20 protein-coding genes are annotated in these 20,292 nt (G+C 56.7%); 13 read left to right on the top strand and 7 right to left on the bottom strand.

Annotation, left to right across the window (positions count from 1 at the left end):
- Positions 1 to 172: 172 nt before the first annotated feature.
- Entirely contained in the window at positions 173 to 1,810 is a 1,638-nt protein-coding gene (gene groL / locus LKE08_RS08555; RefSeq protein WP_324703795.1) for a chaperonin GroEL, read from the bottom strand.
- A 114-nt stretch (positions 1,811 to 1,924) separates the two neighbouring features.
- The gene (groES, locus tag LKE08_RS08550) at positions 1,925 to 2,236 is read right to left on the bottom strand and encodes a co-chaperone GroES (protein WP_324703794.1); all 312 of its coding nucleotides are present in this window, start codon (positions 2,234 to 2,236) and stop codon (positions 1,925 to 1,927) included.
- A 486-nt stretch (positions 2,237 to 2,722) separates the two neighbouring features.
- Between groES and LKE08_RS08545 the strand changes: the two genes are divergently transcribed.
- Both LKE08_RS08545 and LKE08_RS08540 read left to right on the top strand, forming a co-directional pair.
- Positions 2,723 to 3,217 carry a ferredoxin gene (locus LKE08_RS08545; protein ID WP_324703793.1) on the top strand — a complete coding sequence of 165 codons (495 nt, stop codon included), beginning with the start codon at positions 2,723 to 2,725 and terminating at the stop codon, positions 3,215 to 3,217.
- Positions 3,218 to 3,456: 239 nt separating this feature from the next.
- The gene (locus LKE08_RS08540; RefSeq protein ID WP_324703792.1) at positions 3,457 to 4,110 is read left to right on the top strand and encodes a response regulator transcription factor; all 654 of its coding nucleotides are present in this window, start codon (positions 3,457 to 3,459) and stop codon (positions 4,108 to 4,110) included.
- A 78-nt stretch (positions 4,111 to 4,188) separates the two neighbouring features.
- On the opposite strand, the gene LKE08_RS08535 is transcribed toward LKE08_RS08540, so the two are convergent.
- On the bottom strand, positions 4,189 to 4,401 hold the full coding sequence (locus tag LKE08_RS08535; RefSeq protein WP_324703791.1) for a hypothetical protein: 213 nt from the start codon (positions 4,399 to 4,401) through the stop codon (positions 4,189 to 4,191).
- A 326-nt stretch (positions 4,402 to 4,727) separates the two neighbouring features.
- Here LKE08_RS08535 and LKE08_RS08530 point away from each other — a divergent pair, with 326 nt between their 5' ends.
- The 3 genes from LKE08_RS08530 to LKE08_RS08520 all read left to right on the top strand — a co-directional run bounded on the left by LKE08_RS08530 (position 4,728) and on the right by LKE08_RS08520 (position 7,807).
- Positions 4,728 to 5,249, top strand: a complete 522-nt coding sequence (locus LKE08_RS08530) for an NYN domain-containing protein (protein WP_324703790.1) — start codon at positions 4,728 to 4,730, stop codon at positions 5,247 to 5,249.
- A gap of 128 nt (positions 5,250 to 5,377) precedes the next feature.
- Positions 5,378 to 6,997 (top strand): 2-isopropylmalate synthase, encoded by a 1,620-nt coding sequence (locus tag LKE08_RS08525; protein ID WP_324703789.1) that lies wholly within the window; start codon positions 5,378 to 5,380, stop codon positions 6,995 to 6,997.
- A 381-nt stretch (positions 6,998 to 7,378) separates the two neighbouring features.
- Complete coding sequence (locus LKE08_RS08520; protein WP_324703788.1) at positions 7,379 to 7,807, top strand: hypothetical protein; 429 nt, start codon at positions 7,379 to 7,381, stop codon at positions 7,805 to 7,807.
- A 194-nt stretch (positions 7,808 to 8,001) separates the two neighbouring features.
- Here LKE08_RS08520 and LKE08_RS08515 read toward each other — a convergent pair whose 3' ends face one another.
- Both LKE08_RS08515 and LKE08_RS08510 read right to left on the bottom strand, forming a co-directional pair.
- The gene (locus LKE08_RS08515; protein ID WP_324703787.1) at positions 8,002 to 9,027 is read right to left on the bottom strand and encodes a glycosyltransferase family 2 protein; all 1,026 of its coding nucleotides are present in this window, start codon (positions 9,025 to 9,027) and stop codon (positions 8,002 to 8,004) included.
- Positions 9,028 to 9,224: 197 nt separating this feature from the next.
- Entirely contained in the window at positions 9,225 to 11,102 is a 1,878-nt protein-coding gene (locus tag LKE08_RS08510) for a serine/threonine-protein kinase (RefSeq protein ID WP_324703786.1), read from the bottom strand.
- A 56-nt stretch (positions 11,103 to 11,158) separates the two neighbouring features.
- On the opposite strand from LKE08_RS08510, the gene LKE08_RS08505 reads away from it, so the two are divergent.
- Positions 11,159 to 11,320 carry a hypothetical protein gene (locus LKE08_RS08505; protein WP_324703785.1) on the top strand — a complete coding sequence of 54 codons (162 nt, stop codon included), beginning with the start codon at positions 11,159 to 11,161 and terminating at the stop codon, positions 11,318 to 11,320.
- A 251-nt stretch (positions 11,321 to 11,571) separates the two neighbouring features.
- Here LKE08_RS08505 and LKE08_RS08500 read toward each other — a convergent pair whose 3' ends face one another.
- Positions 11,572 to 12,030 (bottom strand): GatB/YqeY domain-containing protein, encoded by a 459-nt coding sequence (locus LKE08_RS08500; RefSeq protein ID WP_324703784.1) that lies wholly within the window; start codon positions 12,028 to 12,030, stop codon positions 11,572 to 11,574.
- 315 nt (positions 12,031 to 12,345) lie between these two features.
- Here LKE08_RS08500 and LKE08_RS08495 point away from each other — a divergent pair, with 315 nt between their 5' ends.
- The 5 genes from LKE08_RS08495 (at position 12,346) to LKE08_RS08475 (ending at position 18,327) form a co-directional block, all read left to right on the top strand.
- Positions 12,346 to 13,338, top strand: a complete 993-nt coding sequence (locus LKE08_RS08495) for a ribose-phosphate pyrophosphokinase (protein WP_324703797.1) — start codon at positions 12,346 to 12,348, stop codon at positions 13,336 to 13,338.
- A gap of 32 nt (positions 13,339 to 13,370) precedes the next feature.
- Positions 13,371 to 13,712, top strand: a complete 342-nt coding sequence (locus LKE08_RS08490) for an alpha/beta hydrolase (protein ID WP_324703783.1) — start codon at positions 13,371 to 13,373, stop codon at positions 13,710 to 13,712.
- Positions 13,713 to 13,730: 18 nt separating this feature from the next.
- On the top strand, positions 13,731 to 14,444 hold the full coding sequence (locus tag LKE08_RS08485; RefSeq protein ID WP_324703796.1) for an alpha/beta hydrolase: 714 nt from the start codon (positions 13,731 to 13,733) through the stop codon (positions 14,442 to 14,444).
- Positions 14,445 to 14,522: 78 nt separating this feature from the next.
- Complete coding sequence (locus tag LKE08_RS08480) at positions 14,523 to 16,253, top strand: SulP family inorganic anion transporter (RefSeq protein ID WP_324703782.1); 1,731 nt, start codon at positions 14,523 to 14,525, stop codon at positions 16,251 to 16,253.
- Between the two features lie 673 nt (positions 16,254 to 16,926).
- Complete coding sequence (locus tag LKE08_RS08475; protein WP_324703781.1) at positions 16,927 to 18,327, top strand: cation:proton antiporter; 1,401 nt, start codon at positions 16,927 to 16,929, stop codon at positions 18,325 to 18,327.
- Positions 18,328 to 18,419: 92 nt separating this feature from the next.
- Here LKE08_RS08475 and LKE08_RS08470 read toward each other — a convergent pair whose 3' ends face one another.
- A complete protein-coding gene (locus LKE08_RS08470; protein ID WP_324703780.1) occupies positions 18,420 to 18,554 on the bottom strand; it encodes a hypothetical protein in 135 nt (44 codons plus the stop codon).
- Here LKE08_RS08470 and LKE08_RS08465 point away from each other — a divergent pair.
- Positions 18,531 to 19,307: a pentapeptide repeat-containing protein gene (locus LKE08_RS08465; protein ID WP_324703779.1), complete on the top strand. Its 777-nt coding sequence runs from the start codon at positions 18,531 to 18,533 to the stop codon at positions 19,305 to 19,307. The two genes, LKE08_RS08470 and LKE08_RS08465, sit on opposite strands and share 24 nt — an antisense overlap.
- A 60-nt stretch (positions 19,308 to 19,367) precedes the next feature.
- Positions 19,368 to 20,171 carry an HAD family hydrolase gene (locus LKE08_RS08460; RefSeq protein WP_324703778.1) on the top strand — a complete coding sequence of 268 codons (804 nt, stop codon included), beginning with the start codon at positions 19,368 to 19,370 and terminating at the stop codon, positions 20,169 to 20,171.
- The last annotated feature ends 121 nt before the right edge of the window (positions 20,172 to 20,292 follow it).

Here is a 20,292-nt window from a genome sequence, read left to right as displayed (position 1 = left end):
AAACTTCCATGTGTCTTGGCGATTTCTAGCCCCTACACCCTACACCCTACACCCTACACCCGCGCGCAGCGCTATAGCTACAAAAAAACGGACTCCGATTTGAACCGAAGTCCGTCCGTTTGGCGGGTGGGGAGACGATCGCTGCGATCGCCTCCTTTTTGACCCTCAAATCTTAGTAGTCGAAGTCTCCGCCCATTCCGGCGCCGGCGGCGGGCGCATTTTCCTTGGGTTCGGGCTTGTCGGCCACGATGCACTCGGTGGTCAGCACCATGCCGGCGATGGACGCGGCGTTCTGCACGGCGGAACGAGTCACCTTGGCGGGATCGACGATACCCGCGTCGAACAGGTTAACGTATTCGCCGTTGGCGGCGTTGTAGCCGACGTCGAAGGATTTTTCCTTGACGCGCTCGGCGACCACGGCGCCGTTTTCACCGGCGTTTTCAGCGATCCGCTTCAGGGGAGCCAACAGGGCGCGGGCCACGATCATGGCGCCGGTCAGGGCTTCGCCGGAGAGTTGGTTGCTCTTCGCCCACTCTTCCACCTGGGGCGCCAGGTGGGCCAGGGTGGTGCCGCCGCCGGGGACGATGCCTTCTTCGACCGCCGCTTTGGTGGCGTTGATGGCATCTTCGAGGCGCAGCTTGCGATCTTTCATTTCAGTTTCGGTGGCCGCGCCAACTTTGATCACAGCCACACCGCCGGCCAGCTTGGCGAGGCGCTCTTGCAGTTTTTCCTTGTCGTAGGAGGAATCGGTTTCGTCCATCTGACGGCGGATCTGCTCGCAGCGGGCCTTGACGCCGGCTTCGTTGCCTTCGGCGACGATGGTGGTGTTGTCTTTGGTGAGGGTGATGCGGCGGGCTTTACCCAGCATATCGACCTTGGCGCTTTCCAGCTTCAGGCCGGCATCTTCGGTGATCACCTGGCCGCCAGTGAGGACGGCGATATCTTCCAGCATGGCTTTGCGGCGATCGCCGAATCCGGGGGCCTTGACGGCGGCGACGTTCAGAACGCCCCGCAGGCGGTTGACCACCAGGGTCGCCAGGGCTTCTTTCTCGATGTCCTCGGCGATGATCAGCAGGGGACGGCTGGCCCGGGCCACTTGCTCCAGGACGGGAACCAGATCCTGCACCAGGGTGATTTTCTTGTCGGTGATCAGGATGAAGGGTTCGTCGAGGATCGCTTCCATCCGCTCCGTGTCGGTGGCGAAGTAGGGGGAGATGTAGCCCTTGTCGAAGCGCATCCCTTCGGTGATTTCCAGCTCGGTGGTCATGGACTTGCCTTCTTCGAGGGAGATGACGCCCTCTTTGCCCACCTTGTCCATCGCTTCGGCGATCATGCGGCCGACTTCTTCATCGTTGCCTGCGGAGATGGTGCCGACTTGGGCGATCGCTTTGGAGTCTTCGACGGAGCGGGCGTGCTCGGCAATTTTGTCCACCAGGAAGGCGGTGGCTTTGTCGATGCCGCGCTTCAGTTCGATGGGGTTGGCACCGGCAGCGACGTTCCGCAGCCCTTCTTTGACCATCGCGTGGGCGAGGACGGTGGCGGTGGTGGTGCCGTCTCCGGCCGCGTCGTTCGTTTTGGAGGCGGCTTGACGAATCAGCGCGACGCCGGTATTCTCAATGTTATCTTCGAGTTCGATTTCTTTGGCAATGGTGACCCCGTCGTTCACGATCTGGGGCGCACCAAATTTCTTTTCTAGGACGACGTTACGACCTTTGGGGCCGAGAGTGACCGCGACGGACTCGGCCAGGATGTCCATACCCCGTTCCAGGGCGCGACGGGCATTTTCGTTGTAGATAATACGCTTTGCCATAGGTTCCTGTTCGTGTTGCTAGAAGGATACAAAAAGGTTTGAAGTGGGTTTGACGCCCGATGGTGGCGGGCGACGGGAACGGTAGAAATCCGCGATTGGGATTTCTCGGGCCGATTAGTTGACGATCGCGAGGATGTCTTTTTCGGCTAACAAAACGTATTCTTCGCCGCCGAGCTTGATGTCGGTTCCGGCATACTTGGAGTACAGGACTTTGTCGCCGACTTTGACTTCCATTTCGCTGCGGGAGCCGTCGTCGTTGCGGCGTCCCGGGCCGGCGGCGACAATTTCCCCGACTTGGGGCTTTTCTTTGGCGGTGTCGGGGAGTAGAATTCCCCCCGCCGTTTTTTCCTCGGAATCGCTAATTTTGACGAAAACGCGATCGCCGAGGGGCTTCACGGTAGAAACGCTAAGAGAGACAGCGGCCATGCAATTACCTCCGATTGACTAGAGCTCCGTTGAGATTGACCCGCTCCAGACCCGAGAAAACCAGGCAAACCGTCTCAAATCCGCCTGTTGCTTCCCGTTCAGTTGTCCGGATTAGCACTCTCAACTCCTGAGTGCTAATGTACCGAAATCGGCGGCGCGATCGCAACAGGAATCCCTGTACGGGTTCCCGAACCGAATGGGGGGGGAGTCGGGAGTCGGTATTAGGGAGTCGGGAGTCGGGAGCTGGGGCAGGGGGGCAGGGGAGGCAGAGGAGGCAAGTTTATATCAGATCCAGTATTTGCTCCCCAATCATCTGAATATGATTTTCGCTATAAGAAAAGGGAATTGATTCCCAAGCGGTGCAGATGTTCCACCCGTTTCCGCTGCTCCCCCCGCTCCCTGGAGCTTCCTGGAGCTCCCCCCCACCCCCGACCCAAATTCTTCCTATAATGGGTCTTAATTTGTCCGTTTCCGCATTTCTGCGCCATGAGTCAACATCCCGTCCCCGAAGCCGAAACTGAGTCCGCCGTCGCGCCTCCGGCGTCCGAATCCCCGAAATGCCCGCCTCTGGATGCGGCGGTTGAAAGCTTGGGTCTGCGGCAAGTGCAGCGCCACATTTTTCTCTGTTGCGACCAAACCAAGCCCAAGTGCTGTTCCAAAGAAGCCAGCCTCGAAGCCTGGGATTATCTCAAAAATCGGCTCAAAGAACTGAACCTCGACCGGCCCACGGAAGACCGTCCGGGCTGCGTTTTCCGGACGAAAGCCAACTGCCTGCGCGTCTGTTGCGACGGGCCGATTTTGGTGGTGTATCCCGAGGGGGTGTGGTATCGAGCCGCCACACCGGAAGCGATCGAGCGCATCATCCGGGAACACCTGCTCGAATCCCGGATTGTCGAAGAGTACGCATTTTTGACCCACCCTTTGCCCGACCTGGGGCCGACCCCGACGCAGGGCGCCGACGACGGGGGGCGATCGGGTTGAGAGTGGTCTTACGGTTCAATTTTCAGATAATATTGAAGTATTAAACCGTTCAGTATACAAGAATTGATAGTTAAATTGCCTTTGAGTGCGCCACACCGACAGATCGAACCCGAGAGCGTCAGTTGGAACACATCCGAGTTAATTCGGATGTGTCCGTCCGCTCTGTCAATGGAATGGGGTGGCGCGCGAACGCACCCGAAGATTCGTTATGGTCTAGCATCCTCCAACGGAACAGCGCGATGAATGACAGTGACATCACAACCACAGAACAACGGCGGCTCATGCTCGTGGATGACGACCCCAACCTCGTCGTCTTGGTCAGCGATTATCTGGAGTTTCGGGGGTACGAAGTCGTCACCGCCGAGAATGGGAAAAAAGCCCTCGAACTGCTCGAACACGAAATCCCCGACCTGATCATTTGCGACATCATGATGCCGGAAATGGACGGCTACACCCTGGTGAAGCTGATCCGGGAAAATCGGCGTCTGAGCTGGATTCCCGTCCTGTTTCTCTCCGCGAAAGGGCAGAGCCAAGATAAGGTCAAAGGCCTCAATACCGGGGCGGACGTTTACATTGTCAAACCCTTTGAACCGGAAGAACTCATCGCCCAAGTCGAATCCTCCCTCCGGCAGGCAACGCGCCTGATCGGACACCGCAAACCCGCCATCCAAACGACTCAGAAACTGCGAGTCCGGGAGAATGTGGAGCTGACGCCGACGGAGTTGAGGGTAGTGCAGTTGGTGGCTCGGGGGCTCGGCAATCGGGAAATCTCCAAAATGATGAAGGTCAGCCAGCGCACCGTCGAAAGCCACGTCAGCAATATGCTGGGCAAAACCGGCCTCCACAACCGCACCGAACTCGCCCGCTGGGCGCTTGAGAGTCAGGAATTCTAGGGATTTTGATCTCGTCGCGAATCGCCGAGTCCGCCGATCGCACAACGCGGTATACTAGAGGAAACTCATATTGTACTTCTATATTTTAGATTGACAGCGCCAATCATTTGAAGCCAACCTGAGTGCGATCGCATGACGGCGGTGGGCTTTTCCCGCTCCGGGGGACATTCGGAAGCCGTGCCAGATGAAACCCATTATGTTGCTGTTATCCATTTCCTGACCTTCCGGATGGAAGGAGTTTTTGGCGCCTTCGGGGGCGCGGTGGCGCAGCCGAACGGAATGGGGGGTCAATTGTGTCGATTTTCATCCCAGACCATCGGGGCTCGTCGGGCGCGATTGAGCGAAGCTCACCGGCGCCGATTGGCGGCAGCGCACCCATCGCGGGTTGGAGAACGGGGATGCCCGGTGAGATTTTTCCCTCGAACACGGCGATTTGTTGTCAAAGTTTCTACCTTCCGCATTCAGGAGGCCGAAACTCCGGTGTTCGTTTCACGGCGGACTGCGATCGAAATCCCAACTGTGGGGGGAGGTCAAGTTAAAATTTTGTAAGAATCCAGATGCTAAGATAAAATATATAGATTAAATTCATTTCTACAAATATTAGGTCTTTAGTTTGTATGCCTAACATCAAAAACCGTCTATCTATTTTTGTAGACGGTAACAATATGTTCTACGCCCAACAAAAAAACGGCTGGTTTTTCGATCCCAGAAGGGTTTTGAGCTATTTCAAGAACGAACAATCCGACATCATTTTGATCAACGCTTTCTGGTACACCGGACTCAAAGACCCCCAAGACCAGCGGGGATTTCGGGACGCGCTGATCAGTCTGGGGTACACGGTCCGCACCAAAATTTTAAAAGAATACTACGACGACAGCTCCGGCCGCTATTCTCAAAAGGCCAATTTGGACATCGAAATTGTCGTCGATATGTTCAACACCGTCGATCAGTACGATCGCGTCGTCCTGTTCAGCGGGGACGGGGATTTCGAGCGGGCGATCGAACTGCTGCGCTCCAAGAACACCCATATCACCGTCGTGTCCACCGAAGGCATGATCGCCCGGGAACTTCGCAACGCCACCGATCGCTATATCGACTTAAACGACATCCGAGAGCACATCGAAAAAATCGACTATTGACTGAAGAAAACCGCAGATCGAGACGGGGAGAAGTACAATCGGAGAACGGCACTCAAAACGTCCCCGCGCCGGCGCTCGATCCCCGGATTTGAGTCCCGAAGTCGTCTACATACTGGAGGGTTTACACCATGACAATTCAACCCAACCCCGACCGGATCATCATCTTCGACACCACCCTGCGGGATGGCGAACAATGTCCGGGAGCCACCCTGAACGTCGATGAAAAACTCGTCATCGCCCGCCAACTGGCGCGTCTGGGAGTCGATGTCATCGAGGCCGGATTCGCGATCGCCAGCAGCGGCGACTTTGAGGCGGTCCACCGCATCGCCCAAACCGTCGGTACCGAAGATGGACCCACCATTTGCAGCCTCGCCCGGGCCGTGAAGGCGGACATCGAAGCGGCCGCGAACGCCCTGAAACCGGCCGTCCGCAAGCGCATTCATACTTTTATTGCGACTTCCGATATTCATCTCCAGTACAAGCTGAAAAAGACCCGCCCGGAAGTCCTGGACATCACGAGCGAAATGGTCGCCCACGCCAAATCCTTCGTGGACGACGTGGAATTTTCCCCCGAGGACGCCGCCCGGTCCGACCCCGAATTTCTCTACGAAGTCCTGGAACGGGCGATCGCGGCTGGGGCCACCACCGTCAACATCCCCGACACCGTGGGCTACACCACCCCCAGCGAATTCGGGGCCCTGATCCGGGGCATCAAAGAAAACGTCCCCAACATCGACCAAGCCATCATCTCCGTCCACGGCCACAACGACCTGGGCCTAGCCGTCGCCAACTTCCTGGAAGCGGTCAAAAATGGGGCGCGGCAGCTCGAATGTACGATCAACGGCATCGGCGAACGGGCCGGAAATGCGGCTTTGGAGGAACTGGTCATGGCCCTCCACGTCCGGCGGCAGTTCTACAACCCCTTCTTCGGGCGTCCGGCTGAGTCGGAGGAACCCCTGACCCGGATCAACACCCGCGAAATTTACAAAACCTCCCGCCTGGTGTCCAACCTGACCGGGATGCTGGTGCAGCCGAACAAGGCGATCGTCGGGGCCAACGCCTTCGCCCACGAGTCCGGCATCCACCAGGACGGGATTCTCAAGAACAAGCTGACCTACGAGATCATGGACGCCCAGTCCATCGGCCTGAACGACAACCAGCTCGTCCTGGGCAAACATTCGGGCCGCCACGCCTTCCAAAATCGCCTCCTGGAGTTGGGCTTCGATCTGTCCGAGGACGACATTAATAAAGCTTTTGTCCGGTTCAAGGATGTGGCAGATAAAAAGAAAGAAGTCACCAACTGGGACATCGAGGCGATCGTCAACGACGAAATTCAGCAGACCCCCGAACTGTTCCGGGTGGAGTTGGTGCAGGTGTCGTGCGGCAACAACGCCCGCCCCACGGCGACCGTGACCCTGAGAACGCCCCAGGGCGAGGAGTTAACGGATGCAGCCACGGGAACCGGCCCGGTGGATGCGGTGTACAAGGCGATCAATCGGGTGGTGAACGTCCCCAATGAGTTGATCGAGTTTTCCGTACAATCGGTGACGGCGGGGATCGACGCGATCGGGGAGGTGACGATCCGGCTGCGGCACGAGGGGCGGGTGTTTTCCGGCCACTCGGCCAACACGGATATTATCGTGGCGTCCGCCCAGGCCTACATCAACGCCCTCAACCGCCTCTACGCTGCTTTAGAACCAGAGCGGGAAAAAGCCGCGATCGCCGACCGCCAACCCGTGACCACCTAAGCTGAACGGCACTTCCGGTCATCTATCCTGGGGGGGGTTCGGGACGAGTTCCCGCACCCCTTCGATCGGGTGGGAATAGGGAATGGGGAATAGGGAATGGGGGAGAAATTTTGGACGATTTCCCATTCCCAAATTCTGATCTCATTGAGAAACTGAATTTAATAATTGTTTTCTTATATTGTTTATTATCTTTTTAGAATTCCGGAGATCGGGTGCGATCGCCCGGAATTCGGCAATATATTCTACGGGAAGATTAACGGCACAGGCCCGAAACCATCGGTTTTGCGGCGGTTTTTCAACGTTCTCGGATGTCATTACCGGGGTGCTGTTGCGAACCTTGCACTCTGTAAATAAATGTTAAAGTAGATCGAAACGCACAAATTGAAAGCCGATATCAAAAAATTCGATATGTTGTCCCAACCCATATTCGACGATCGCTCCCTAAGCGAATCCTTTTACAAAGCGCTGCTCGAACGATTTTACGACTCCCTGCACCAGTCCACCCAGAGCCTGTTGGGCGAATGCAGCTTCGGGATGGCGCCGAGTCCGACGGGCGTCAAAACCTTTTTTATCGTCGCCCCCACCGTCCTCGCCGGGGAACAGTTGATCGGCATTATCGATACCATCCGCGACCGGGTGGCCGCCCTGATGGGGGGTGTGGGACAGGTCGCCATCTGCATCAACCCCCCGAAGGACGTGGCACAGACATCGCCGACTCCGGGCGAATGCGATCGCAGCTCCGACGGCCATCCCGAGTACATGATGTGCAAAATCTTCCCCATCTCCCGGGAAGAATCAACTTCAGATTGAGGAAGAATAGAGCAGCGAGCGATCGTGTGTTGAGAGTTGGGTGGGGAGGACAAACCTTGAAACCCCCGATGATTGGTGATTTCAATTCCCTACATCCCACGCCCGAACACCCCGCACCTGGCGCGCCGCGCCATAAGAGATGGGATAGAAAACCGGGAGTCAGTTGAACCCGAGGTCATGGGTCCTGATTCGCACTACTTGAGTGTGCTCTCCTTGGATTCGATTAACTCCCGCACCCGATAAATCGGCCGATCTTGGGATTCGTGGTAGGTCCGCATCAACAACTCAGCCAGTAGCCCGAAGCAGAACAGTTGAATTCCCGTCAACGTGAGCAATACAGCCAAAATCAATAGGGGTCGATCGCCGATACTTTGCCCCAACACCAGGCGAATAAAACTCAGGTAGCTTCCCGCCCCGATACCCACCATGAGTAACAGAACACCCAACAGGCCAAAAACGTGCATCGGTCGGGTCAGGAATGTTTTAATAAAGGCGATCGTCAATAAATCCATCAATACCCGGAAAGTGCGACCCAGGCCATACTTGCTGCGACCGTAGCGACGAGGGTGGTGGCGGACGGGCAATTCAGTGACTCGCGCCCCTTCGATGAAAGCCAGAACGGGGAGAAATCGGTGCAATTCCCCGTAAAGTTTCATGTCGGCCACCACTTCCGCCCGGTAGGCTTTCAGGGAACAGCCGTAGTCGTGCAGGCGGACTCCGGTGATTTTGCCGATCAGCCAGTTAGCCACTTTGGAGGGGAGGAGTCGCGTCAAGAAGTCGTCCTGGCGATTTTGGCGCCAACCGCTGACGACATCGTAACCCTTGGAGAGTTCGTCGAGTAGGTGGGGGATATCGAGGGGATCGTTTTGGAGATCTCCATCCAAGGTGACAATCACTCGGCCCCGGGCTTGCTTGAACCCGGCGGCCATTGCCGGGGTCTGGCCGTAGTTGCGACGCAGAACCACGACTCGCAGGTTGGGATGAGCCAAAATTTGTTGTCTGAGTACCTCTGTAGACCCGTCGCAGGAGCCGTCATCCACGCAAATCAGTTCGTAGTCGATTTCGAGTTGACTCAAACTGGTGTGAATGGAATTAATTAATGTCGGCAGACTCTCCAATTCGTTGTAGATCGGTACGATGACGGAGATTTCGGGACTCTCGGATGGTCCGGAAGTCTCGCGATCGCCCCCTCCGGCCGATTGAATTGGCAAAACATCCATGTGCTGTATTAACGGGTGTAGGAATTCTTTGCGATCGTACACCATCCCGACGGTTTTGGCAGGCTCGGCGGGGCGTCAAGACCCTCGCTCCCCGGAAATTTCTGACGCTGATTCCTCTGACGAATCCATTTGATAGCCGGCGTCATCGCTGTGATGCCGGGCTTCTCAATCGGGAATCGGGAATTTTGACTTTGAATTCAAGAATCCTCCGGTTGTTTGTCCGCCTCCTCGGTGTCATCCTCTTGAACCACACTCGTCTCGGGTTCCGATTCGGGGAAGAACGTGGGGGTTTTGGGGGACTCTTTCGGATCGGCATTCGCTTCGGGAGTCTCGGGTTCGGGCGCGGGTTCCGGTTCCGGTTCCGGTATGGGTTCCGGTTCCGGTATGGGTTCCGGTATGGGTGAGGGAAGGGGTTCCGGTGTGGGTTCCGGTTCCGGTGCGGGTTCCGGTTCTGGTGCGGGTGAGGGAATGGGTTCCGGTGAGGGTTCGAGAAGGGGCGGCAGGGAATCGATCAATTCCATTTCCAGGGTGTAGTTCGTCCCCGGGAGTCCCGCCAGAGGTTCCAACACGATCGCGTAGTCTCCGTCCGCCCGCAAAGTCCCTTGCCAGACGGAAACCGCTTCAGCGCGGGGATCGACGGGTTTTTGATTAGGTCCGAGGAGGGTCAAGAGCAGGCCGTCGCCGCTGACGGCCAGATACAGTTGCTGTCCGGCCCGGGCGGAAATGAAATACTGGGTGGTCTGGCCGGCTTTCAAATCCCCTTCGATGACGGCGGGTTCCCCGACGGCGACATCCAACCGACGGCTGGACACTTCCGGCGCGGGGGTGGGGGTGGGAGTCAGAGTCGGTTCGGGGGCGGGTCTGGGACTGCGCCGCGATCGCGGTGTCGGCGTCGGTGTCGGCGTCGTCCTCACCTCCGGCGCGGGGGTTGGGGCGGGGGAGGGTTCAGCGGTGAGGGTCGGGGGGGGATCGGGTTCTCCGACGGTGGAGTTGAGGAGCTGGCTCACCAGGGTCCAAGATCCCAAGCCGGCGAGGAGGGCGACCGCAATACCGGCGGCCGCGACGGCGGCGGGATTGTCCCAAAACGACCCGTTGCCGGGGGCGGGGATGGCGGGATTCGTCCGCTGGTGGGAACCGACTCGAACGGCGACGGGAGATCCCACGGCCAGGGTTTTGAGTTCGGACAGGTCGGTGGCGGGAGTCGGCGGGGTGGGGGGGGTTGTCGGGGGGGGGTGGAGGGCGTTTTGGACGTCGGAGGCGGATTGGTAGCGATCGCCGGGATGGCGACTCAGCATCCGGTTCAAGACAACCGCCAGTTCGGGGGAGACGACGGCCCAGGGTTGCCACATCCAGGTCAAGGTCTGCTGGTCCATCAACTCTTGAGGTTCGAGTCCCGTCAGCAGCACGATCGCGGTGACGGCGAGGGCGTAGAGGTCGCTGCTGGGGGAGACGTGCCCGGTTTGCATCTGTTCGGCGGGGGCGTAGCCGAGTTTCCCCACCCGCGTCGCCGCCGGGTCAGTCTGGCCGGGGGATTGGATGTGGGTGGCCTGTTCGAGGACGACGCCGAAATCGATCAGGACGGGGAGGCGATCGCGGTTCCGCAAAATGATATTGTCGGGGGAAATATCCCGGTGAATGATGCCCAGGCGGTGCAGGTGGTCTAAGACGGGCAACATCTGCCCGAGAAAGGTCCGCACCTCCGCTTCCGAAAAGGTGCGGGGTCCACCGGGAGGGGCGTTTTTTCGCTCTTTGAGGAGATGGTGATAAGTCTGCCCTTCCACGTAATCCTGAACCAAAAATAGCCGCTGATTTTCCTCGAAAACGGCTCCGAATTGCGGGATTTGCGGGTGTTTGATTTGGTAGAGGACCTGGGCTTCCCGCCGAAACAGTTCCTTCGACTTTTCCCGGGCGTAGGTTTGGGTGCCGGTGGGAATGAATTCCTTGAGGGCGCAACGTTCGTCAAACCGGCCCAAATCTTCGGCCAGGTAGGTGAGGCCGAAACCGCCCCGACCCAGAATGCCGATCAAGCGGTAGCGATTTTGCAAGACAGTTCCCAGTGCAATGGCGGGTTGCATAAATTGATGATTCGGTGAGAGTGAATGGAAAGGAGATGGACGGGAAACGGTCGAAAATGACGGCTTTCCCCGGATTGACTACAGGTGATTGCACCCAAAAAACTGAAATTGCCCGAAATGTTTGGCTTCGAGTGATCGAACCGATGGCTTCGGCTTTCCCGACAGACCTGGGACGGCGGCACTTCTCCGGGCGATCGCGGGGGTTTCCGACAGAATGAGCTGATATCATAGGCATAAAAAACGATTTTTGTCAACCCACATCTGGGTGAAAATAGGAGAAGAAGTCAGGGTTCCAGACCGGTAAAAATCCCGCCTTTTTCTCCCCTTTCACCCGCCGCCGACGCCACGACTTTCGAGCCGCGAGGCGATCAATTCGGTCGAAAAGATCGCGCCCGACTCGACCCCCGTCCCGGGCATTTGCGCCCCCAGTTTCCCATCCCGAACGGGGCGCGTGCCCCCGAGGCGATCGCTACCCGTTCAACTGTTCTTTGACGAGCTTCTGGACGAGCTTCCCGTCGGCCTGCCCTTTGAGTTGTTGCATCGCCGGCCCCATGACCTTGCCCATATCCTTGGGGGAACTCGCCCCCACCCGGCCGATGATGTCGTCCACCACCGCGGCGATCTCCGCCTCCGAAAGCTGGCGGGGGAGGTATTCTTCGATAATTTCCAGTTCGGCGGTTTCCTGGGCGGCGAGATCCTCCCGACCCGCCTGGCGGTAGGCGGCGATCGCGTCCCGCCGCTGCTTGGCTTGCTGCATCAAAACCTCGAGTTCCTGGGACTCCGACAGGGTGCCGTCCGCCCCCACCTCGCCACTGGTCTTCTTTTCGAGCAACACCTTCTTGATGCCGCGGACGGTTTCCAGGCGAACCTTGTCCTTGGATTTCATTGCCGCCTTGATATCTTCGCCGATGCGATCCATTAAACTCATAGTTGATCTCCTAATCTACAAACTTGCGCCAACGCAACTTAAGCAATGTTGAGAGATCGGGGGGATTTCCTCGTATCTCATTGCTTGATGACTGTAATTGCTTTGAGATCAAAACCAGTCTTTCTATGATTTTAGGTTCCTTTGGGATCTCAAACGATATACAGTCTGTTTGCCGCCGGGATTCTCAGGAATCCCGGTCGGGAGGGGGGGCGATCGGAGACGACGGCCAAACCCGATTTTCGTCGCCCGTCTTCTCTCCAATTCTCACCCATCTGAAATGATAAAATTGCCATGAATGAACTGCGAGGGAATACCGTGATCCGTTCTGCTACTTTACCCCTACCCAACTCCGAGCCATTGATGGCCGATCACAGCCGATTGCGATTGTTTTCAGGGTCCGCCAACGTCGCTCTGGCTACGGAAGTGAGCCGCTATCTTGGCATCGACCTGGGGCCGATGGTTCGCAAGCAGTTTGCGGATGGAGAACTTTACATTCAAATTCAGGAATCGATTCGGGGCTGCGACGTCTACTTGATCCAACCCTGTTGCCATCCGGTCAACGACAACCTGATGGAACTCCTGATCATGATCGACGCCTGCCGTCGGGCCTCGGCCCGACAAATTACGGCCGTGATTCCTTATTATGGCTACGCCCGGGCCGATCGCAAAACCGCTGGCCGGGAATCCATCACGGCTAAATTGACCGCCAACCTGATTACGGAGGCGGGAGCGAGCCGAATTCTGGCGATGGACCTGCATTCGGCTCAAATTCAAGGCTATTTCGACATTCCCTTCGACCACGTTTATGGCTCCCCGGTCATTTTGGACTACCTCGCCAGCAAACAACTTTCGGATCTCGTGGTGGTTTCTCCGGACGTGGGCGGTGTAGCCCGGGCCCGGGCGTTCGCGAAAAAACTCGACGACGCCCCCCTCGCAATTATTGACAAACGCCGCCAGGCCCACAACGTGGCGGAGGTGCTCAACGTGATCGGCGATGTCAAGGGCAAGACGGCGGTGCTGGTGGACGACATGATTGACACGGCCGGGACGATCACCGAGGGGGCGCGGCTCCTGCGAGAAGTCGGAGCCCGACAGGTTTACGCCTGCGCCACCCACGCGGTTTGCTCCGGTCCGGCTATCGACCGCCTGTCCGCCGGGGTGTTTGAAGAGGTGATCGTCACCAATACCATTCCGACGGTGCCGGAGAAGCAATTCGACCAACTCACGGTGCTTTCGGTCGCGAATTTGCTGGGGGAAACTATCTGGCGAATTCACGAAGATAGTTCGGTCAGTAGTATGTTCCGGTAATTGGGATGCGGGGAAGAATTGATAATTGATCATTGATAATTGACAATTATCAATTCATTTCCCTGCCCCCCATGCCACTCAACCCGGAAGCCCGAGCTTACCTCGATCGCGTCGCCGCCTTAAATTTGCCGACTTTGCCGGAATTGGGTGCGGTTCGGGCTCGGAAATTTCTCCCCCAGGCCGAGGATCTGTGCGCCGATCCCCCCGCCCTCGCCCGGGTCGAAAATCGCAGCATTCCCGGGACGGGGGGTGCAATTGAGCTCCGCATCTACACCCCCCCCGGCGATCGCCCCCATCCGATATTGGTCTACTTCCACGGCGGGGGGTGGGTTTTGGGGGATCTCGATCGCGTCGATCGCCTCTGCCACACCTGATCGACCCAGGCTGTATCGATCGTCGTATCTGTCGATTACCGACTCGCCCCCGAACATCCCTTTCCCGCCGCCGTCGAAGATGCCGACGAGGCCACCCGCTGGGTCGCGGAAAACGCCACTTATATATGTGGCGACCCGCAACGCATCCGTGTCGGGGGGGACAGCGCCGGGGGGAACTTGGCGGCGGCGGTGGCGCTGATAGCCCGCGATCGCGGTTTTCCGACGCTGACGGCTCAACTGCTGTTCTACCCCGTCACCCGATACGGATTTGAAACCGAGTCCTACCGCCAAAATGCCGGGGGCTATGGCTTGACCCGGGAGGAAATGATCTGGTTTTGGCGGCAATATCTGAAAACCCCCGAAGACGGAGAAAATCCCCGCGCTTCTCCTCTATTGGCGCGATCGCATGAGAATTTACCCCCCGCCCTGATTGTAACGGCCGAATACGACCCCCTCCGAGACGAGGGCGAAGCCTACGGGGAATCCCTGCGCCGATCAGGTGTCCCCGCCGCCGTCGTCCGCTACCCGGGCACTATCCACGGCTTCGTGACGATGGCTAAGATTTTGCCCGAGGGACGGGATGCGATCGCGCGGGCCGTGGATTTTCTCAAATCGGAGGTACGGCTCTCGCCCCCGACCCGCAGAGCATCCGGACTTTACATAAGCAAAACTGGGGAGTATCATCAGGAAAGCTTAAGAAAGTATTTAGACAAAATGTGGATTTGCCTGTAGAATTGACGCAAGTCAATGGCAAAAAACATATCTATAGACTTAGAGCGATAAAACAACCGGGTTGTCAACCGTCACCTGATGCAAATCACCAACTACATTCACTTTAGAAATCTCAAAGGAGATATATTCGGCGGCATGACCGCCGCGATCATTGCCCTGCCCATGGCTCTAGCCTTCGGTGTGGCTTCCGGTGCAGGCCCCGCCGCGGGTCTGTACGGAGCCGTCCTCGTCGGTTTCTTCGCCGCCTTGTTCGGGGGAACTCCCACCCTGATTTCCGAGCCGACCGGTCCGATGACCGTCGTCATGACCGCCATCATCGCGAATCTCACCGCCGCCAACCCCGAGAACGGGATGGCGATGGCTTTCACGGTGGTGATGATGGCGGGCGTCTTCCAAATTATCTTTGGGAGCCTGCGCCTGGGCAAATACGTCACCCAGATGCCCTACACCGTGATCTCCGGCTTCATGTCCGGGATCGGGATCATCCTCGTCATCCTGCAAATCGGGCCGTTCCTGGGGCAAGCCAGCCCCAAAGGTGGCGTGATCGGGACGCTGACGAGCATCCCCGAGCTGATCGTGAACATCAATCCCGCCGAAACGGCTCTCGGCCTGATCACCATCGCAATCCTGGTGTTGATGCCCGGAAAGCTCAAGCGCCTGCTCCCCCCCCAACTGGTCGCTTTGGTCGGCGTCACGATTCTCTCGCTGGTTCTGTTCCCCGGCGTCGATATCCGCCGCATCGGTGAAATTCCCACCGGACTTCCCTCCATTCAAGTTCCCACCTTCAGCGCCGGCCAGATTCAGACCATGGTCATCGATGCCCTGGTGCTGGCGATGCTCGGATGTATCGACGCGCTGCTGACCTCGGTTATTTCCGACAGTTTGACCCGTTACCAACACGACTCCGACAAAGAGTTGATCGGTCAGGGACTCGGAAACCTGGCCTCCGGTCTGTTCGGCGGTATCGCCGGTGCCGGCGCGACGATGGGGACCGTCGTCAACATCCAAACCGGCGGCCGCACGGCCCTCTCCGGCCTCACCCGCGCCTTGATCCTTTTGGTGGTCGTCCTTTGGGCCGCCCCCCTCACCGAAAGCATCCCGATGGCGGTTCTGGCTGGTATCGCCCTGAAAGTGGGTATTGATATTATCGACTGGGGATTCTTGAAGCGGGCCCACAAGGTGTCCGTTAAAGGCGCCCTGATCATGTACGGCGTGATCGCCCTGACCGTTTTCGTTGACCTGATTGCGGCGGTCGGACTCGGGGTCTTCGTCGCCAACATCCTCACCATCCAACGTTTGAGCGACCTGCGGTCTAAAGATGTCCGGGCGATTACGGATGCGGATGATGCGATCGTCCTCAACCCGGAAGAGAAAGAACTCCTCAAGCAAGCCAACAGCCGCGTTCTCCTGTTCCACCTCAGCGGCCCGATGATTTTCGGGGTCTCGAAAGCCATCTCTCGCGAACACGCGGTCATCGACAGCTACGATGTCCTGATTCTGGACTTGAGCGATGTACCCCTGTTGGGCGTGACTTCCTCCCTGGCTTTGGAAAATGCCATCAAGGAAGCGGTGGACCTCGGACGTCAGGTGTTCATCGTCGGCGCCTCCGGACAGTGCAAGGAACGCCTGCAGAAGTTGGGAGTGTTCCAAATTCTGCCCCCCCACCACCTGATGATGGACCGGACTCAAGCCCTGCAAGTGGCGGTGTCTCTGGTCAATCCCTCCACGATGGGCGTGCAGCACGATGATCCCCAACTTGGCTCCGATCGCTACTCGACCCGCCCCGACGATGCCAGCCTGCCCCAATAATCATGAGTTGAATTAACTCGGGATTCTCAGTCAGAAGCGGACAGCTACCAGTTGTTCGCTTTTTGGCGTTTTATAGATGGATTGCCCGCTCAAATATAGCGCTGCTAGAGGGGGTGTAGGGTGTAGGGTGTAGGGTGTAGGGAGGGGAAATTCCCTCGACATCAAGGTTTAAAGGTTTGTCCCTCTGAGGAAACTGTAAACAGACGAGCGCGCACTGCTATACCCTCCAATACGGCGGCACCAAACACGTCAAAAAAATGCGATTATTTTTCCGGTAATATGACGAAAAAAATTTGATGATTTTAGAATAATCTGAAATGTTGTATGTGATAAATTATCCTGATTTAAATTGATCAATAAAACCTGAATTTTTTGTGTAAAATTAAAGCAGACCAGGTGCCCCTTAGGAATCGCTCAACTCTCTCGAATTGGGGTGGCTCCTCCCCGATCGATGAGGCTTGGGGGCAAATGAGTTAGGTGATTGACATCCCTCAAGGGTGATTTTCACCCTTTTCCTAATTGACGGAACGGCGGGGATAAAGCGGAAAACGAAATAGCCATTTTGCTTTATCCCCTTTACCTTTTAGGGTGTCTGCCTATCCATTCCCCATGACGACGATTTCGCACCGAACGGGTCATCTGAATTCAATGTGAATGAAGCTAGGTTCAATTAATGTTGTCAATCATCCCAAGTCATTTTTTTGAAATTCACCCCCAAATATTTCTCGACTTTTCGCTCCCCAACGTGCTGGCAACCGCTACGGAAGCCGACCAGGGTCCCATCGTTTTGGCCGGAGTTTTGCTGACCTTGATCGTGATTTATCTCGCCAGCAAATTGGGGGGAGAATTATCGAAGGCCGTAGACTTACCGCCAGTTTTGGGCGAGCTGGTTGGTGGTGTTGTCGTCGGAGCGTCTGCACTGCATTTGATCGTATTTCCCGAAGGGGGGGCACAAGCGGCGGATTCTCTGCTCATGACGGTTCTACAGGCGATCGCGGGTCTCGATCCTCGGGCTGCAGCCTCCGTGTTTGAAAGCCAGAGCGAGGTGATTTCGGTCCTGGCGGAACTCGGGGTTATTGTTTTGCTGTTTGAAATTGGTTTGGAGTCGGACTTGCGAGAGTTGCAAAAAGTCGGCTACCAGGCTGCGGTCGTCGCCGTGGTGGGTGTTGTGGCGCCCTTCGCTGCCGGAACGGTGGGGCTGATGTTCTTCTTCAAGGTCTCCGCCATCCCCGCAATTTTTGCCGGCGCGGCGCTGACGGCGACCAGCATCGGCATCACGTCGAAAGTCCTCTCGGAATTGGGACATTTGAAGTCTAAAGAAGGTCAAATTATCGTCGGGGCGGCGGTTATTGATGACGTCCTCGGCATCATCGTGTTGGCGGTGGTGGCGAGTTTGGCGAAAACTGGGGAAGTGAATATTCTCAACGTCATTTATTTGATGATCGGGGCTAGTGCGTTTCTGCTGGGTTCGATTTTCCTCGGTAAATTCTTCAACAAGAGTTTTGTCGCGATCGCCGACCGTTTGCAAACCCGGGGAAAACTGGTGATTCCCGCTTTTACCTTTGCCTTTTTCATGGCATTTTTGGCGAACGTCATCCAACTCGAAGCGATTTTGGGAGCCTTCGCGGCCGGGTTGGTTCTTGATGAAACGGACAAGCGCAAAGAACTCGATCGCGAGGTTGTGCCCATCGCCGATATCCTGGTCCCCATCTTTTTTGTCACCGTCGGAGCGCGGGTAGATTTGAGCGTCCTCAACCCCGTTGTACCGGAAAATCAGCAGGGTTTAATCATCGCTGCATTTTTGATTGTGGTGGCGATTTTGGGCAAGTTGGTGACGGGTTGGACGGTGTTCGGCCAGGCTTCTATCAACCGGTTTGCGATCGGGGTGGGCATGATTCCCCGGGGCGAAGTTGGCTTGGTATTTGCCGGTATTGGTGCGGCCAGCGGGGCGTTGGACAAGCCCTTGCAGGCGGCGATCATTGTGATGGTGATTCTGACCACTTTCTTGGCGCCGCCTTTCCTGCGGTTGGCGTTTAAAGAGTCGGCGGACAAACAGCCGGATTTGATCGGTTAGAGATTGATTTCAAGATAACAAATTTTGGGGTGGATCTGAGGATCTGCCCTTTTTTTGGTTTCCCTTGGTATCCAACAGATAGCGATTACCACTCATCTCGCCATCTCCTCCCGGGGGAGGCGATCGCATGGGTTAAAATAATTCAAGCTGACGATCGCCCATTCCCCGACACCCCAGCCAACTTTTAGCGGACAAACCTTGATATGACGCCAAGTGAGTTGAACCACTGCTACAGGGTACTCGAACTGCAACCCGGTGCTTCCCTGGAGGTTGTAGATCGAGCCTACAAGGATTTGGCTTTTATCTGGCATCCCGATCGCATTCCCGAAGATAACCAGCGGTTGCGACAGTTGGCGGAAGAAAAGCTCAAGGAAATTAACCAAGCCAGAGATCAGCTGCGATCGCTGTTGCGAAAAAATCAATCCAAGCCAAAAACCGCCCAAACCCCTTCCAAACCGAAACCTCAGCCCCAGTACGCCACCGCCCAACGTCGGCAGACGGCGGGGGCGGGTGCATCTTATCATTATCGCCAAAAACCGCCCCACCGCCCGCCGCGACAGGAGTATCAACCGCCGCCGAAGCCGCCCTATCAACCCTATCAGCGTCCGTCTTATTCGGATTTGAGCAATGCCGACTTTCGGGGGGCGAATTTCAAGGAGCGGGACCTGTCGGGGCGGAATCTGAGCGGGGCGGATCTGAGTTACGCGGACCTGACGGACAGTTTCCTCCACGGCGTCAATTTGAGCGGCGCCTGTCTGTACCGGGCGAACCTGTTTCGGGCTAATTTTTTGCGGGCAGATCTCAGCTATGCGAACCTCCAGGAAGCCAATCTGATTGGGGCGGATTTGAGCGGGGCGGACCTGCGGGGGGCGAATCTGACGGGGGCGAAAGTCGGAACGGGCGATCGCATCATGGTGAAGTTGACGGGGGCGAATTTGGCGGGGGCGATCTTGCCGGACGGTTCGATCCATCCCAATTGATAGGAGGGTAAAAAGTCAGGAAAATTATCAATTATCAATTGTCAATTATCCATTAACAAAATGTCCCTCGATTTGATTTTTGATCCGGAATTTGTGCCCGTTTGGAAAGCCGTCCGTTTGGTGGCGACGGATGTGGATGGGACTCTCACCCGCGACGGGAAGTTTACCCCCGATTTGCTGGCGGCGTTCGGAAGGTTGGCGGATGCGGGGGTGCGGGTGGTTTTGATTACGGGGCGATCGGCGGGTTGGGTGCAGGGGTTGCACCACTATTTCCCGGTGGCGGGGGCGATCGCCGAAAATGGCGGGATATTTTATTCTGGAAAACAGGACGATCCGGAGTTATTAACAATAGTAGATAATCTCGCCGAACACCGGCGAAAACTGTCCGGACAGTTTGAACTCCTCAAAGCTGAGTTTCCCGATTTGCAAGAGTCCACGGACAACCGCTTCCGGATCACGGACTGGACGTTTGATGTGGCGGGGTTGGGGCGATCGCAGTTGGAAATGTTGGCGAATTTGTGCGATCGCGGCGGCTGGGGATTCACTTACAGTACCGTTCAATGTCACATTAAACCGCCGTTTCAGGATAAGGCGACGGGGTTGCGACGGGTGCTTTCTCGCTATTTTTCGGACTTGGAAATTGGACAGGTTGTCACCGTCGGCGACTCCCCCAACGACGAGTCTTTATTTGATGGGAATCAGTTTCCTCATTCGGTGGGAGTGGCTAATATTTTGGATTATTGCGATCGCCTACAATATCAACCGGCTTATGTGACATCCAAGGCGGAAGTTGAGGGGTTTTGTGAGTTGGCGGAATTGTTGGGGAATTTTTACCACAGAGGCACAGAGGACACGGAGGATTGATCCTGCCCTTTACCAAGGGGAAGTTAGAGGGGGTTTTGAGCAACAATTGGGCTCGAAAAAAATTTTGCCGAAGGGTTGACAGGGTGGCGCCAATTCCGATAAGATATTGACATTATCCTCC

The organism is Lyngbya sp. CCY1209 (genome assembly GCF_035615495.1).
GTDB lineage: Bacteria > Cyanobacteriota > Cyanobacteriia > Cyanobacteriales > Microcoleaceae > Limnospira.
Note: the sequence above shows the minus strand (reverse complement) of the source record. Positions and strands in the feature narration are given on the sequence as shown.